11 protein-coding genes are annotated in these 14,624 nt (G+C 46.9%); 7 read left to right on the top strand and 4 right to left on the bottom strand.

The window, feature by feature from the left end; all coding sequences use genetic code 11:
- The 3 genes from J7529_RS22880 to J7529_RS22870 form a co-directional block, all read left to right on the top strand.
- The coding region (locus tag J7529_RS22880) for a hypothetical protein (protein WP_318730896.1) at positions 1-1,435 on the top strand (1,435 nt) is incomplete at its 5' end.
- 78 nt (positions 1,436-1,513) lie between these two features.
- Positions 1,514-2,260, top strand: a complete 747-nt coding sequence (locus J7529_RS22875) for a hypothetical protein (RefSeq protein WP_271939803.1) — start codon at positions 1,514-1,516, stop codon at positions 2,258-2,260.
- Positions 2,261-2,280: 20 nt separating this feature from the next.
- Positions 2,281-3,069: a hypothetical protein gene (locus J7529_RS22870; protein ID WP_318730895.1), complete on the top strand. Its 789-nt coding sequence runs from the start codon at positions 2,281-2,283 to the stop codon at positions 3,067-3,069.
- A gap of 65 nt (positions 3,070-3,134) precedes the next feature.
- On the opposite strand, the gene J7529_RS22865 is transcribed toward J7529_RS22870, so the two are convergent.
- The gene (locus J7529_RS22865) at positions 3,135-3,620 is read right to left on the bottom strand and encodes an ankyrin repeat domain-containing protein (protein WP_318730894.1); all 486 of its coding nucleotides are present in this window, start codon (positions 3,618-3,620) and stop codon (positions 3,135-3,137) included.
- Between J7529_RS22865 and J7529_RS22860 the strand changes: the two genes are divergently transcribed.
- Positions 3,613-4,893 (top strand): lipid-A-disaccharide synthase, encoded by a 1,281-nt coding sequence (locus tag J7529_RS22860; RefSeq protein ID WP_318730893.1) that lies wholly within the window; start codon positions 3,613-3,615, stop codon positions 4,891-4,893. The genes J7529_RS22865 and J7529_RS22860 overlap by 8 nt on opposite strands.
- A gap of 128 nt (positions 4,894-5,021) precedes the next feature.
- Here the strand turns inward: J7529_RS22860 and J7529_RS22855 are convergent, their stop codons facing one another.
- Genes J7529_RS22855 through J7529_RS22845 form a run of 3 tightly spaced genes read right to left on the bottom strand, consistent with a single transcriptional unit; the run spans position 5,022 to position 9,992 of the window.
- Positions 5,022-5,480 carry a Uma2 family endonuclease gene (locus J7529_RS22855; protein WP_413038974.1) on the bottom strand — a complete coding sequence of 153 codons (459 nt, stop codon included), beginning with the start codon at positions 5,478-5,480 and terminating at the stop codon, positions 5,022-5,024.
- Entirely contained in the window at positions 5,470-6,387 is a 918-nt protein-coding gene (locus J7529_RS22850; RefSeq protein WP_318730891.1) for a hypothetical protein, read from the bottom strand. The genes J7529_RS22855 and J7529_RS22850 overlap by 11 nt, the downstream gene beginning before the upstream one ends.
- Positions 6,388-6,392: 5 nt before the next feature.
- Entirely contained in the window at positions 6,393-9,992 is a 3,600-nt protein-coding gene (locus tag J7529_RS22845) for a CHAT domain-containing protein (RefSeq protein ID WP_318730890.1), read from the bottom strand.
- A gap of 207 nt (positions 9,993-10,199) precedes the next feature.
- Between J7529_RS22845 and leuS the strand changes: the two genes are divergently transcribed.
- The 3 genes from leuS (at position 10,200) to J7529_RS22830 (ending at position 14,536) form a co-directional block, all read left to right on the top strand.
- Positions 10,200-12,758, top strand: a complete 2,559-nt coding sequence (leuS, locus tag J7529_RS22840; RefSeq protein ID WP_318730889.1) for a leucine--tRNA ligase — start codon at positions 10,200-10,202, stop codon at positions 12,756-12,758.
- A gap of 69 nt (positions 12,759-12,827) precedes the next feature.
- Positions 12,828-13,904: a hypothetical protein gene (locus J7529_RS22835; protein WP_318730888.1), complete on the top strand. Its 1,077-nt coding sequence runs from the start codon at positions 12,828-12,830 to the stop codon at positions 13,902-13,904.
- A gap of 23 nt (positions 13,905-13,927) precedes the next feature.
- Positions 13,928-14,536 carry a hypothetical protein gene (locus J7529_RS22830; RefSeq protein WP_318730887.1) on the top strand — a complete coding sequence of 203 codons (609 nt, stop codon included), beginning with the start codon at positions 13,928-13,930 and terminating at the stop codon, positions 14,534-14,536.
- Positions 14,537-14,624 lie beyond the last annotated feature (88 nt).

Below are 14,624 nucleotides of genomic sequence, written 5' to 3'. Positions count from 1 at the left end.
TTTAGAAGAAGAACTGGTGGAAATGGAAGAAGATCCATTTGCCAGTTCAGAGACAGAAGAATTGTGGGAAACAGAAGAACTGTCAGAAACTTCTGCATTAGAGGAATCTTTAGAAGAAGAATTAGTGGAAATGGAAAAAGAGCCGTTTGCTAGTTCAGAGGCAGAAGAATTGTGGGAAGAAGAAACATCAGAGCCTTCTGCATTAGAGGAATCTTTAGAAGAAGAACTGGTAGGAATGGAAGACGATCCATTTGCGAGTTCAGAAGAGGAGTTGTGGGAAGAAGAAAGATCAATGCCTCCGGCATTAGAGGAATCTTTAGAAACGGAAGGACTGGTGGAAATGGAAGAAGATCCCTTTCCTATGGCAGAAACAGAGGAATTATGGGAAGAAATTGAGGAATCTGAGTCTGCTACGTTCACGAGTTCTGAAGAGGATTTATCAACTGAAGATTTATGGCAAGAAGAAACAGAAACTGCTCCAGCTCAATGGGCTGAATCTTTGGAAGAGGGTTTAGGAGTAGGGGATGATCCATTTTCGAGTTCAGAAGAAGAGTTGCTATTAGATGAATCCCAAGAATCTTTATGGGAAAAAATCGAAGAAGCAGAGGGAGATCCGTTTTCGAGTGCGGATCAACAGCCTTTGGGAATTCCCGAAGCATCGGAGGAAGAAGAAGCAGAAATTTTAAGTGCGTTTGAAATGGATACGATGTCGGAGACGATTTGGAATGATATGAGTTCTTCTGAAGAAACTTCTGTAGAAACAGAAGCATTACTAGATGTGTTTGAGCCAGAGGAAGAAGAAGTACAAATTCCTTTAGATCTCCCCGACTTTTCTTCAGAGATGACTGAGGAGTATGGTGAAGCAGAAGAGACGGATGCTGATTTGTTAGATGTGTTTGGAGATACAGAGGAGCTAGATTTTCCACTAGGCGATCAGAGTAATGCGATCGCTGAAGATCGGGCAAGCGCTCAAGCTCTGAGCGATGCGAAGGCAATAGAGGAAATTGGAGCAGATATGGGCGATCTCTGGGAGGATTCGCCAGTGAGTCATACAGCACCGACAGAGGTGGAACCAGAGTTAGAAGGAATGATTGACGAATTTGCCCAAGAGGAGTTAGATTCCTTTGGTGAGTCAGTTCAAGATTCGATCTTGGATCACTCTGATGGATTAGAGGCGCTTTTATCTGAAGACTGGGAGAAGGAAGAGGAGATTACCCCTCCAGCTATCACAGAAGAACTGATGCTGGAGGAGGATGATGAGGTTGACCCCTTAGCTGATTTGTTTGCTGAGGAGGATGATGCTACTGATCCTTTTGCTGAGTCTCTAGACTTATCAGAGGGATCAACTCAACAAGAAGAGTCAGAACTCTTTGATGCTTTGGGAGACGATCCTTTTGCCGACTTAGAAGATCCTTTTGAGGAAAAGAAATCTTAGACTAAAGATTCTCTTTGCTGCTCAGATCAAACCCAACCGAGTTAATCAACAACTTTATTCAATAGGAGTACAATGGTCATGCCTGATTCAACAGAAATAACACCTACCCAGAATGGGCAGTTGGGACAAGTGTCTAGTCTTCAACGCCGGTTTAGCGATTTTGTTGTCGGGTTAGGTGAAGTTCTCACCGATATGACGGCCCTAGAAGTCAATACGATGATAGTGTCACAAATTACGGGGAGCAAATTTGTGCCCCAGGAAGCCTATCGTTATATCTATGACATTCCAGAGAATGAAGGGGATGAACAGTATTTTTATCAGCGTCAAATTCCTCCAGCACTTTACCATCGCTATCATGGGTTGCGTCGCAAATTGCTGATGGAGTATCGACAAGTCCTCAGTAATCCGACGAATGATTTATTTGATCCTCAAGAGCGACTGCCGAACCCAGATGATCCAAGTGATGAAGACAAACTACAGAATTTGCTCTCGAATGGTCGTTTTTTGCGAGGTTTGCGCAAACTGCAAGAACTGAAGTCAGCTTTAGATAGTCAAGATCTCAAGTCTGAATCAACAGATATTATCTATGCCCAAACAGTCATGCAACTTGATGGGGATATTATTAATCGATACCATGAGAAGTTACTCGATTTTGATCAGAAGGAATTGTTGATCCAAATCCATAATGAAGGGGTAAATTCTGGGGAACGGCAATGGCGCGGTTTGCTGGAGTTTATGGTCGAGATTGTGCAAAATATTCTGGAAAAAAGTACGGATGGACGGTTTAGATTACCGGCTGCCACGTTTGTTAATCCTAATCGGTAGATGAAACTCCAAAGGAGAGTGTGTTTAAGTTTATCCGAAATACGGTAGAGCAGGTTCGATCGCTGATCAACCCGCCGCAAACTCCAGGAAGCTTGATTGCACCTTGTATTCGAGCGGAAGATGGGGAATTTGTGTTTTATCTGAATCCGTTGATGCTCCAACACATTGAGGGGGTGAGGTTGGGGGGCGATCGCCTGATCATCCCCCCTCGTCAATTGGCTCGCCTCTTGGTCGATCTTCGGGAGATGGTGGTTATTGATACGACATCTCAGGGAACCATTCAATCGGCCTTGACATTTAGAACCTTTTATGTAGGAAATAACACGAAAGAAGGCAAGTTTCTATTACGGACTGTGTTATCTCCAGATGGAGATCTGATCAACCAAGTCGGCCGAGAATTATTGGATAGACCAGAATGCTTGAGGGTGGTTCAAAGTCACAATTGGTTGATCAATGAACTGCTGAATTTCTTGCAATTGAGAACGACTCAATTGATCGATCGCATTGCCTGGGCGATCGCCATGCTCACGATTTGGATGCCCAGTGCTATCTTGAGTATCAGAAACCTGCTCGTTGTTCTTCAAGATCCTGGGGTTCTCCAACAACTGCTGATCTCTGTGCTGATTTGGGTTGTTTTACCCGCAGTCATTGGGACATTGCTGGGTTTCCTTTTCCGGGAGTGGTTAATTCGGCGGATGATAAGTCTCCTTCCCCGGTTAAGTTCTTGGGCATTGCGAGAACTATTTACCTCGAAACCGACGTTAACCAAACGCATTGCTCAACAAATTTGGGGACAATTTGGGGTTTAGTGGGAATTAGGGAATGGGCAAGAGAGAAAAGGCAAAACTAGGTTTTACCTTTTCATGACCCAATTCTACTCCCCACCCTTAGAGCGCAAGGTTTGCAGTAAGTTAACCATGTCGGTCTGCTTTTCCGCCGAAGCCCAAATCAGAGCGGTCCAACTATTCTTATCCTTAGCTTTTAAGTCAGCACCTTGTTCAACCAAGAGCGTCACAACTTCAGTGTGGCCTTTAGCAGCGGCAGCCATCAAAGGGGTGATACCCTCATTACTTGGAGTATTGGCATTAGCACCAGCAGTGAGTAATTGTTTTACCAGGTCTACATGACCCCCAGCACTCGCTTCCATTAACGGGGTCCATCCATCCTCATCTCCTTGATTGACATTGAGGTTGGCCTCAATTAACAGGTGTAAAATCTCCGTATCTCCCTGTTCAGCAGCAGTAATTAAAGCAACGCTTCCTTGGTCATGTAATTCGGTTTGATCCCAGGTTTGAGTTAAAGTCTGTACTGTAGCGCGATCGCCGGCTTGGATCGCTTCAATTAATGAGGTTATGTCCATATCTGTGTCTGAATCTACGATCGATATTCTGATTCTCTCAAATGGGCCGGGAGAATTAACCACTTGGGTACGTCCGGTGGTCAAAGAAATTCGCCAGGCTCTAGGCGCGAACAACGAAAGGGTTCGCCTCTCTGTGGTGTTGTCCCCTTGTCCCCATGCCAGTGGTTCCGAAACCGAGATGGCAGCCTCCTTGCCAGAGGTGAATCGAGTTCAGGGGCCAGAAGATTTTATCCCCTTTTTATTGTGGGGGAAAACGGCCCAAAATTGGCAATGGAGCGATCGCGGTTTGGTGTTGTTTCTGGGAGGCGATCAATTTTTTACTCTCATGTTGGGCAAGCGGTTGGGCTATCGAACCCTGGTATATGCAGAATGGGAAGCCCGATGGCAGCTTTGGATTGACCGATTCGCGGTGATGAATCGCCAAGTTTTAGACAAAGTACAACCCAATTTAGCCCATAAATTCACTGTAGTGGGGGATTTAATGGCAGACTCAGCCCAGTCGGTTTCGACATCCAAAAATCCGGTTGATGGGGAGTTGATTGCGGTATTACCGGGGTCAAAACCGGATAAATTACGGCCGGGATTACCGTTGTCATTGGCGATCGCCCAATTGATCCATCAACAGCGCCCTCAAACCCAATTTATCATTCCCGTTGCCCCAACCCTCGATATCGAAACTTTAGCCCTATTTGGCGATCCTCAATTCAATCAGACCCTGCACTATTGGCCCACAGGGGAAGCTGAGTTAATTGAAAACGGGTCTCAACCACGCCTAAAAACCCCTAGCGGTTTAGAAATCGATTTGTGGACTTCCTTTCCCGCGTATGAAATACTCACCCAATGTCAATTTTGTATAACGACAGTCGGGGCAAATACGGCAGAATTGGGGTCTTTGTGCCTGCCAATGATTGTATTATTGCCCACCCAACAGCTCGATGCGATGCGGAGTTGGGATGGTATTTGGGGAATATTAGCCCATTTACCGGCTGTGGGTTCGAGTATTGCTAAGGTAATCAATAAAGTGATTCTGTTCTGGAAACAACAGCGAGGGGAATTATTTGCTTGGCCCAATATTTGGGCAAAAGAGATGATTGTTCCAGAATGGGTGGGACATTTAGAAGCGGAAGAAGTAGCCCAGCAAGTGATTGAGTATTTAGACCATCCCGAGCAATTACAGAAAATGCGCGATCGCCTAGCAAGAGTGCGCGGAGAGACGGGAGCGGCTGCACAGTTGGCTCAGATGGTTGTTGAGGAAGTGGATATAGAGCGCTAGGGAAGAGGCAATAGGCAAACAGCAGGCAAAGGCGATCGCCTGTTTCTAGACGATCACAGAGAACATTGGCCAGATGAAGGCCGAACTCCAGCGCTTAGGACTCTCCTACGACTGGAGTCGGGAGTTTGTCACATAATTAACCAACTTAAAATTTCAGATACGGTTAACTCTAGATCAATTCCTTCTAGAACAGGCAGTTGTGCGTCAGTGGTAAACACCTCAATGCGTTGGTTTTCTCCGATTGCCCAAATACTTTCTTCTGCGGGATTAATTAACCATCCCAAACTTGTGCCGGATTGGGAACAATACAATAATTTATCTAAGGCTTGAGAGCTACTTTGGTTAGGGGATAAAATTGCGATCGCCCAATCGGGGGGAATTTCAAAGCGATTAGCAATTTTTCCGCTATCTGTTTGGGGGATTCTTTCCCAGCGAAACACGGCAATGTCGGGAACCATGGAACGTCCCCCAAAGGTACAGCACAGTTCGGGAAAAGCTCTAGCAATTTTAGGCGATCGCGCCACTCGGTTAATGACTTCGCACAATTCACCCGCAAAAGTGCAAGATGTTGGGCGCTTACCCTCCATAGCGGCTAATGCCAAAGGCAATATAATTGTGGGGAATTAACTCGGTATAGTCATAATCGTTAACGACCTGACTTGTTTCGGCATCATACACCCAATCGCTCCAGTCCCACACGCGCCTTTCTTTTTCTGGGATTTGCACGGCGACGTAAACCCCTTCAGCCAAACGGGCTCCTAGAGGATTGCTGCCAAAATCTAATCCCAAGTAAAAATCCTGCACGGCAACGTTTTTTCGACGACGAGCAATTGCTTTAGTCAGGCCAACCGCCATCGCTGATAGAGGCGCGATCGCTGGCTGTACGGTTGACGATAGCTTAAGTCCAGCCTTGAATACGTCGGACTCCAAAAACTTTACAGCAGCCTCGTCTTCTTCGTTTTTGATATTGACCGTATAACACTTAAAAGGAATTCCGTCATTACCGACATTCAACCCAACGAAGATAGGATAATTAATAATAGCCGCTCTTTCTCCTTCGCGCACGCGATAGGTGCTGTTAAAGTGCAAATGTTCTTGGGTATTTTGTAATTGGTTTTGAGTGTAAAAATCGAACAATATTTGGTGAGTGTCCCCCCCGGGATAGGAGGCTACGCGCAAGCAGTTCAGCGTAATTTTAATACAAGCATTTTTGAGCGATATATCGGGATTAATATTTCCGGCGGACTTAATGGGAATAACTTTAGTATTGGCGGGCACCGGAGCAATGTAGCCAAAGGTATGAGCGGCGTGCTGCCAGGGTTTTTCAAACAGACTCCATCCCGAAAAGGTGCTGCTTGCAGCCGGTTGCTGGTTTTCCGCTGCTAAGAGTGCCATAGCCAACTCCTCCTCTCCCATCTCTCGCAATTTTGCTGCTGCTTGCGTCACGGGCATTTTACCTATCGGGGGTAAGTCGTCGAACCAGTTTAAACTCATATTATTTACCTCGTTTGTGCTTTATTAATTATTAAAACAATTAATTGCCTTGTCTTATGAACGTCGTTTAAAGCCTTATCTCCACAGCCTTCGTAGTTGCTAAGAGCGGCCTCAGCAAAAAGCAAAGCATCGCTATATCGATTATCACTTAGCAGATGCAAGGCTACATTGAAGCGAGTTCGGGCGGCTTGGTAAATATCTCCTTGGTCTTCTTCGTAACGAATGGCCTTCTGCCAGTGTTCCAGGGCAAGAGAAGAATAAGTAGCATCCGCTATGCTGTAGATGTTGCCAAGCTGGTTATGCACTAGCGCCAGGTAAAGGAGCGCACCCGAAGGCAACAAATTGAGAGCCTTTTGGTAGCAGGCTAGCGCGTCATTGAGGTGATGGAGTTGGTCTTCCTGCGACTGCCCGGTGGCGATTGCTTCTTTGCATCGTTCGTAAGCTATCTGCCCCTGCTGTGCCAAAACACCGGCAATTTTTAGCGGGTCTTTCTCGCCAGGGACTGTTAAAGTTTCTAGATAGCTAGTCTCCGCTCGTGCTAAATCGCGCAGATCGGGAACTGTCATATAAGCTTTACGAATATTGATGGCGGTAACGGCCGCACCGCCTATGCGAAGCGACAGGTTGTAATCTTCCTCGTAAGCTACAAGGCACTCGGGCGACCCTCGGTCTCGCAGAATATCGCCCAACTGACTCAACGCTACCGCTAAGGTTCTAATAGCATCTCTCTGGTTGCCGTCTAACGATTCTGGAGGCACGGCTAGAGATGGTTCGGCACGCTTGCGAGCTTCGCGAACCGATAGTCGTTGCAAGCGTTCGGCCTTTTCCCATTGATGTCTTGCAGCGGCAACCTTTACGCGATATTCGGTAACGAGAATCCATAAAACCTCCCGCCCTGGAAGGGGTTCGTCACTGTCTGCATCGACGAACTCCGGTACGATCTCATCTACCAGCCGCGCCCATTCCGAATGGCGTCCCGCATGTTCGTAAAGCGCCTTTAAACCTTGCATTGGATTTACAATTCCGTTCCACCAGCTCCACGCAAGCGATATTTCCCTTGCGTGGAGCAAGTTAGCCTCCTCCGCAGCGATTAAATTGACAACATTGCGCTTGCCTTTGTCGTATTCGCGGTAGAAATAGTCCCCCATATCGCCAATTGCTTGAACGTAAGCGCGGATAGCCAAAGTTGCTTCCGACTCTTCTCCTTCAACGGGAGGAAACGCGGGGTAGTATCGGTCGAACAGGCGCTTAAAATACCACGGCAGGGCTGGGTGGATAGTGTAGAATCCATTGCCGCAAGCAGTAAGCAGGCCAACCTCAGCAGCTCGGTCGAGCTTGGCAATGCCGGTTTCGCGGGTTAAACCGCGCGTGGCAGGCACGCACCAGTCCTCATCGGGGTCGCCCATCCAACACAACACGTCCACATTTACAAAGCCCTGGAACAAATGCAGCAATGCTAGCTGTTGGCGTTCTTCCTCTGTAAAGGCACGGGCAAAGCCGTAACTCAACGACGCGCTCAACGACTTAGATCGCCCCTCCCTCTCGTCATCCTCAATCGCGGCCTTGCCCGTTCTTAACCGAGCCACAAAATTCTCGACTTGCTGCTTGGTTTTCAATCCGTCGTGCAATGCTTGGCCTATTATCACCGCAATCGTTAGTGGATTTCCCTGGCTGAATTGCAGCAAAGGCCGCCAATCCTCTACCTCCATCAATTGGTGTCCCAGCCTCTGGGCGATCGCCCCCGCCAGTTGCACCCGTTCCTGCATGGGCATTGGCGGCATTGCAATCCTGATAGGCTCTTCCCCCAACCACCCTCTCTCGTCGCGACGAGAGGTAAGTAGGAACTTAGCCCGCGTCTGGCTTGCCTCCTGCAAAAATTTAGCCAGTTCGTCGCGCTCTTGGGAACTCCACGCCGACTCCGTGCCAGCAGGAAACCCAGCTACCGACTCGACGTTATCCCAAATCCACAGCACGGGAACTTCTCGCAATACTAAAAGCGCCCAAGAATACTGCTCGCTATCGCTTAGCGTTAGCCAGCGAACTCCCCTTGTTTTTAACCAGCCCTCAAATGCTACGCCAATCTCATCCAGCACTCGCCTCAAAGGCAAATACCGATCGAAAGAGGAAAACAGCACCCGTCCCTCCACGCCCCCAGTTTGCGCGTACCAGCGACCAAACTCAACAGCGGTACTCGTTTTGCCGCTTCCAGCATAAGAATGCAGCAGAGCAATGCGCCCCGTATCGAAAGCACGATCGAGTGCCAGCAGGGTTTCGTCGCGGCCCAAGAAAAACGCATCGAGAGCTTTGGGCAGATGCGAGCGAGCTCCTCCACCTGCGAGCGGGGTATCGTTATAGCTAAGGTTAAAGGGTTGCTTGAGAGTGCTGGCAGAACTGGGAAACGCTACGGGTGCCGCTTCGTAAACTATCGGCACCATCCAGTCTTGCAATGGTAGCGGGCTTAAAGCAATTTCCCGCGCCGGTTGGGCGCGTAACTGCTGGCGTCCTTTTGTAACGGCTTCGCCCAGGGTTTGACCTAGAGCTAAAGCCTCGTACAAATTAGCCACAAACTCGGCAGCGGTGAAAACATAAACGTTGTAGCGCATTGCCACCACGCCAGCCACGCCAGCGTTTATTACCTCTTGTGCTAGAGAACCTAACGCGCTACTCCGGTTATCTGCAAGAGTTTGACCCGGTTTGCTAGGTGCCTCAATATAAGCCGAACGACAAGCATTGAGAACCAGCAAAGATACCTCCGTTTCCGCGAGCAACGAACCGAGCAACTGCCCGTGAACTAAGTCCTCCCGATCGCTCGACTCGAAATCCAAGCTTTCAAATATCAGGTAACCCCGCTTTTTTTTAGGGGGCTTACCCGTTTTTTTTGCTCTGAGGTCTTCATAAATACCGTGTCCGTCAAAATGAACGATTCGATAGGGAAATCCATCCTCCCTGGCTCTTCGCAAAACCTTCTCTAGCTCGTCATACGTTGGCGGGCGCAAAACGTCTAATTGAAAAACCTCGCTGCCGCCGTCAGTCAGCCCCTTAATCAACTTAGTTGCCACCGACCGGAACGCCACGTCCTTGCTACCTTGAGGGCGACAGATAACCATTAAAATCTTAATCTTGCTATTGCCGCAGCGAGGGGCTTGACTGTCCTGTCCTCCCTGAAAAATGGTACGAACAAAAGCGCTTGCACTCAACGCTAGAGGCGTATTGCTGCACGGAACGCGCATGAGTTCCCACGGAATTGTCGCCGCATCAGAACCGTTGGGAGAAGCGATTTCTATGCGAGCGTTGCCGATTTTATGGCGTAAAACTTCCCACAGGTTGCGGGTATCGTCGTTGGCATAAAATACCTTCTCGAACAGTTCCGTTCCAACCTCGTACATCCGCCGTTCTATCCTGCGGGCAATCTTGGGTGCGGGTTCTTGAGGATATTGCAAAAAGTCTTCAAAATACCAGCGAATGTCCTCAAGCTCTTGCTCCTCAATTCTAAATTCAAAGTCTGCCGCCGCCAGAAGGCTCGCCTCTGTGCCTTCCAGGGTAATTGCAACCTGGTGTTTATCTCCCTGGTTGTCTCCTTGCTCGATAATTCTGAGTATCAGCATTGACTTCTAGGTTTCTAAAGGTGTAGCGGGCCAGAGTGCGCTTGACTTACGCAAAGGCATTCTAAGTACAAATTGTAGTATAACTACAGCATTTTTGTCCTAATTTGCGATCGCCAGCCGGAAAAATTCGTTTTAGCCAATGATAGTCGATTTAAAATTGTGTCAAAATAGTCAAGTAGAATGAATGACCCCGCAGGAGTTTAACTCGTGGAATCTCGCTATAATCCAGTTGAAATTGAGGAAAAATGGCAACAAACTTGGGCTGAACAAGGAGTAGACACCACACTAACCGAACCAGACAAACCCAAGTTCTACGCCCTTTCCATGTTTCCCTACCCTTCAGGAAACCTGCACATGGGTCACGTCAGAAATTACACGATTACCGATGTCATTGCCCGGGTCTATCGGATGCGCGGCTATCGGGTGCTGCACCCCATGGGATGGGATGCGTTTGGTTTGCCAGCCGAAAATGCGGCCATTGAACGGGGCATTCATCCGGCAAAATGGACGTATGAGAATATCAGCCAGATGAAAGCTGAACTTCGGCGTTTGGGACTCTCCTACGACTGGAGTCGGGAAGTCGCCACCTGTTCCCCCGACTATTACCGGTGGACGCAATGGATTTTCTTGCAATTCTTGCAAGCCGGTTTAGCCTACCAGAAAGAAGCAGCCGTGAATTGGGACCCGGTAGACCAAACCGTACTCGCTAACGAACAGGTAGACAGTGAGGGCTATTCCTGGCGTTCTGGAGCCAAAGTCGAGCGCAAACTGTTAAAACAATGGTTCTTGAAGATTACCGACTACGCCGAAGAACTCTTGCAAGATTTGGATAAGCTCACCGGATGGCCGGAGCGCGTGAAACTCATGCAAGCCAACTGGATTGGCAAATCCGTGGGAGCGTATCTCGAATTTCCCATTGTGGGACTCGATGAGAAAATGGCCGTATTTACCACCCGTCCCGATACCGTGTATGGGGTGACCTATGTGGTGTTGGCTCCAGAGCATCCCTTAACCCCGAAAGTGACAACCCCAGAGCGACAGCAAGCGGTGGCTGAGTTTATCCAATCCCTTGAGGGGGAAAGTGATATTGAACGCACAGCCGAAGATAAACCAAAACGGGGGATTCCCACCGGAGGACGGGCGATTAATCCGTTTACAGGCCAAGAGATTCCCATTTGGATTGCCGATTATGTGTTGTATGAGTATGGAACTGGCGCAGTGATGGGGGTTCCTGCCCATGATGTGCGCGATTTCCAGTTTGCTACGCAGCAGCAATTACCGATTAAGGTTGTCATTTCCCCGACTCAAGGGGAAGTGCCGGAGAGCTTGAGCGAAGCTTATACGGAACCCGGCTATATGGTGAATTCGGGTATGTTTAACGGCGCTCCTTCCACCCAAGGGAAGCAGGCAGTGATTGATTATGCCCAAAGTCAAGGATACGGAAAAGCAAGGGTGCAGTATCGGTTGCGGGATTGGTTGATTTCTCGGCAACGGTATTGGGGGGTTCCCATTCCTGTTGTTCATTGTCCCAATTGTGGGACGGTTCCGGTTCCTGATGAGCAGCTCCCGGTGCGGTTGCCGGAGGATGTGGCGTTTTCAGGAAAAGGTGCGTCTCCATTGGCGCAGTTAGAAGATTGGGTCAATGTAGATTGTCCCACTTGCGGCACTCCCGCGAAACGGGAAACGGATACGATGGATACGTTTATTGATTCGTCGTGGTATTTCTTGCGCTATCCCGATGCTCAGAATAACGAGGCGGTGTTTGATTCGGCGAAAACGAATGATTGGATGCCGGTGGATCAGTATGTGGGCGGGATTGAACATGCGATTCTACACTTATTGTATTCTCGATTTGTGACGAAGGTTTTGCGCGATCGCGGTTTAATCAATTTTGACGAACCCTTCCAACGCTTGCTCACCCAAGGTATGGTACAAGCTCTAACCTACAAGAATCCGAATACCGGTAAGTATGTTCGAGTCGAGGAAATTGAGGATATTAACCAACCAACCGATCCGAATACCGGTGATTCTCTAGTCACTTCCTATGAGAAAATGTCCAAATCCAAATATAACGGTATTGCTCCCTTAACCGTCTTAGGCAAATACGGCGCAGATACCGCACGGATGTTTATCCTCTTCAAAGCGCCCCCAGAAAAAGACCTCGAATGGGATGATGCCGATGTTGAAGGACAATTTCGCTTTCTCAATCGGGTTTGGCGCTTGGTAATGGAGTTTGCAGAAACGTCTTCTGAACCACAAGCTGCTAACACAAAAGCCGAAAAAGATCTCCGTCGCGCCATCCATACTGCGATTAAAGAAATCACCGATGATTTAGAAGGGGATTATCAGTTTAATACCGCCGTTTCTGAGATGATGAAACTCAGTAACGCCCTCAATGATGCCTCTTGCAAATCCTCTCCCGTTTACGCAGAAGGCATTAAAACCTTATTGCTCCTCCTCGCACCTTTTGCCCCCCATTTAGCCGAAGAATTATGGCAAGCATTGGGTTATCAAGAGTCCATTCACCGTCAATCTTGGCCCCTTGTAGATGAGAGCGCCTTAGTCGTCGATGAGATTACCCTCGTGATTCAAATTATGGGTAAAACACGAGGTACAATTGAAGTCCCTGCAACGGAAGATCGGGCACTTTTAGAACAATATGCCCGCGATTCCGAAGTCGCCCAACGCTATATTGAGGGTAAGGAAGTGAAGAAAGTCATTGTCGTTCCCAAGCGCAATTTGGTTAACTTTGTGGTGTCTGGTTAAAGGGAATGTTCAGAGTAGGTTGAGTTGATGAAGCCCAACCTACCCCTTGAGTTATACTTACCGATAAAAATGATCAAATTTCATAAAGGTAAATTCTTATTTAAATCTGAAGCTTTACTTGAGGAGTTTATCTGGCTGCACCTACCTCAGCTACTGGATTTAAATCCGGTGGCTAAACAATATTTCATTAACGAAAAAAATCGATCGGATATTTTAGCTGTTGATGCACAAAATCGGTTAGCGATTATCGAACTGAAAAATAGCGGTGGCAAAGCCAGCCTCGATCAGTTACTGCGCTATAAAAAAGCATTAATGCGCCATCCTCCCGATGGTCAAGAATTTGCACCAGTGGACTGGAAACAAGAGTTTTCTTTAATTTCAATTGCTGCTGATTTTTCGACTCCCGCTAAAGAGTATGCCGCTCGTCATCTGCCGAATAGCTTACTGTTACAATATGAAATCGATCGCACCAAAGACAACCGTTATTGTTTGATTTTACGAGATTTAGAGGGAAAACTCTATCGCAAACAGGACATTGAAGTGCTTGAAGACTCCCTATTTGACTCTTTACCACCCTTTCTTCAAGCCTATTTACTGACACAGCCAGAGATTAAGGATAGAATCCTGGAAATCATTCAGAAGATTCTGGATTATCATCCCAGCATTCAATTTGAGACTGAAGTAGATCACTCATCTCATGCCAAGGATCTAATATTTGGTAAGTTTAACAAGCAAGGACAAATGATGGAAAAGAAAACTTGTGCTTTTTTTAGATATGATCTTCGCCCAAAGAATGAAGAACCAAGATTATCTCTAGCGGTTTGGTTGCCAACGATGTGGATTATCCCGAAACGATATAATTTTACTCAAAGAGGTAAAATACTTGGTGCAGTTTACATCTGGACAGATGATTTTCATCATGTAACTAAGCTAACTGACCCTAATATGTGGATGAGTGATTTCCGAAATATCGAACTAAGATACCCGTTTAACGATGAGCAAATCTATGACACATTTGAAGACTACTATATCAATTACCGCAAACAGATGAAATCTCGTCAGAAGCTTAGACCTCTGACTCACGATGACTTTAAGTCTGTCGATAGCGTAATTGAAATGGCGTTAGAGGATTGGTCAGTGCGATAGGAAAATTGAGAGGAGAAAATACAATGCCTTTTACTGGTTATAAAAACCTGGCAATGGTTATTCAAGCTTTTGAGTTAAATTACCAAGAAACCAATTTTATTTTACCTTCTGAATTCACCTTAAACGATTACTTCAAGCAACGGTTTGAAGCACTTTTGACAGAAGGTATTGTTGATAATTCAGAAGCTGCGATTTGCGAAAATTTAATTGCACCAATTTTAACTGAAGTTTGGTTTTCTTATAAACAAAACTGGTTACTGTGGAGTCATCAAAGCCTAAGTTATGATGAAGATTTATCAGGAGTACCAGATTACATCTTAGCACATAAATCTCCTCTGGGCAAGATTGTTTTTGAGCAACCTTTTTTTGTTGCCATAGAAGCCAAGAAAGATGATTTTACTGCCGGTTGGGGACAATGTGGCGCGGAAATGGTGGCTTGCCAAAAAATTAATGGAATTCAAGAGCAAACGATTTTTGGGATAGTCTCCAATGGCAAAGTGTGGGAGTTTGGGAAATTGAGCGATCGCGCATTCACCAAGAACCTCAAAGCTTACACTATTTACGATTTAGAACGATTATTCAACGCCGTTAATTACGTTTTTGAGCAATGTCAATTACAAGTTAACCCGTAAGCAAAACACTTAATTATCATTGCGTCGAATCAAGTAACGGACTTCTTCAAGGAGAATATTAAAACGCTCGTCATTTTCCGCTTGACGT

The organism is Roseofilum sp. Guam (assembly GCF_017746735.1).
In the GTDB taxonomy this organism is placed as follows: domain Bacteria; phylum Cyanobacteriota; class Cyanobacteriia; order Cyanobacteriales; family Desertifilaceae; genus Roseofilum; species Roseofilum reptotaenium.
The sequence above is the reverse complement of the archived record's forward strand: the minus strand, read 5'-3'. Positions and strand labels throughout refer to the sequence as shown.

Coding starts and splice junctions, on each gene's coding strand:
- J7529_RS22875 (WP_271939803.1), top strand. CDS start 1,514: ATGCCTGATTCAACAGAAATAACACCTACCCAGAATGGGCAGTTGGGA.
- J7529_RS22860 (WP_318730893.1), top strand. CDS start 3,613: ATGTCCATATCTGTGTCTGAATCTACGATCGATATTCTGATTCTCTCA.
- J7529_RS22865 (WP_318730894.1), bottom strand. CDS start 3,620: ATGGACATAACCTCATTAATTGAAGCGATCCAAGCCGGCGATCGCGCT.
- J7529_RS22855 (WP_413038974.1), bottom strand. CDS start 5,480: ATGGAGGGTAAGCGCCCAACATCTTGCACTTTTGCGGGTGAATTGTGC.
- J7529_RS22850 (WP_318730891.1), bottom strand. CDS start 6,387: ATGAGTTTAAACTGGTTCGACGACTTACCCCCGATAGGTAAAATGCCC.
- J7529_RS22845 (WP_318730890.1), bottom strand. CDS start 9,992: ATGCTGATACTCAGAATTATCGAGCAAGGAGACAACCAGGGAGATAAA.
- J7529_RS22835 (WP_318730888.1), top strand. CDS start 12,828: ATGATCAAATTTCATAAAGGTAAATTCTTATTTAAATCTGAAGCTTTA.
- J7529_RS22830 (WP_318730887.1), top strand. CDS start 13,928: ATGCCTTTTACTGGTTATAAAAACCTGGCAATGGTTATTCAAGCTTTT.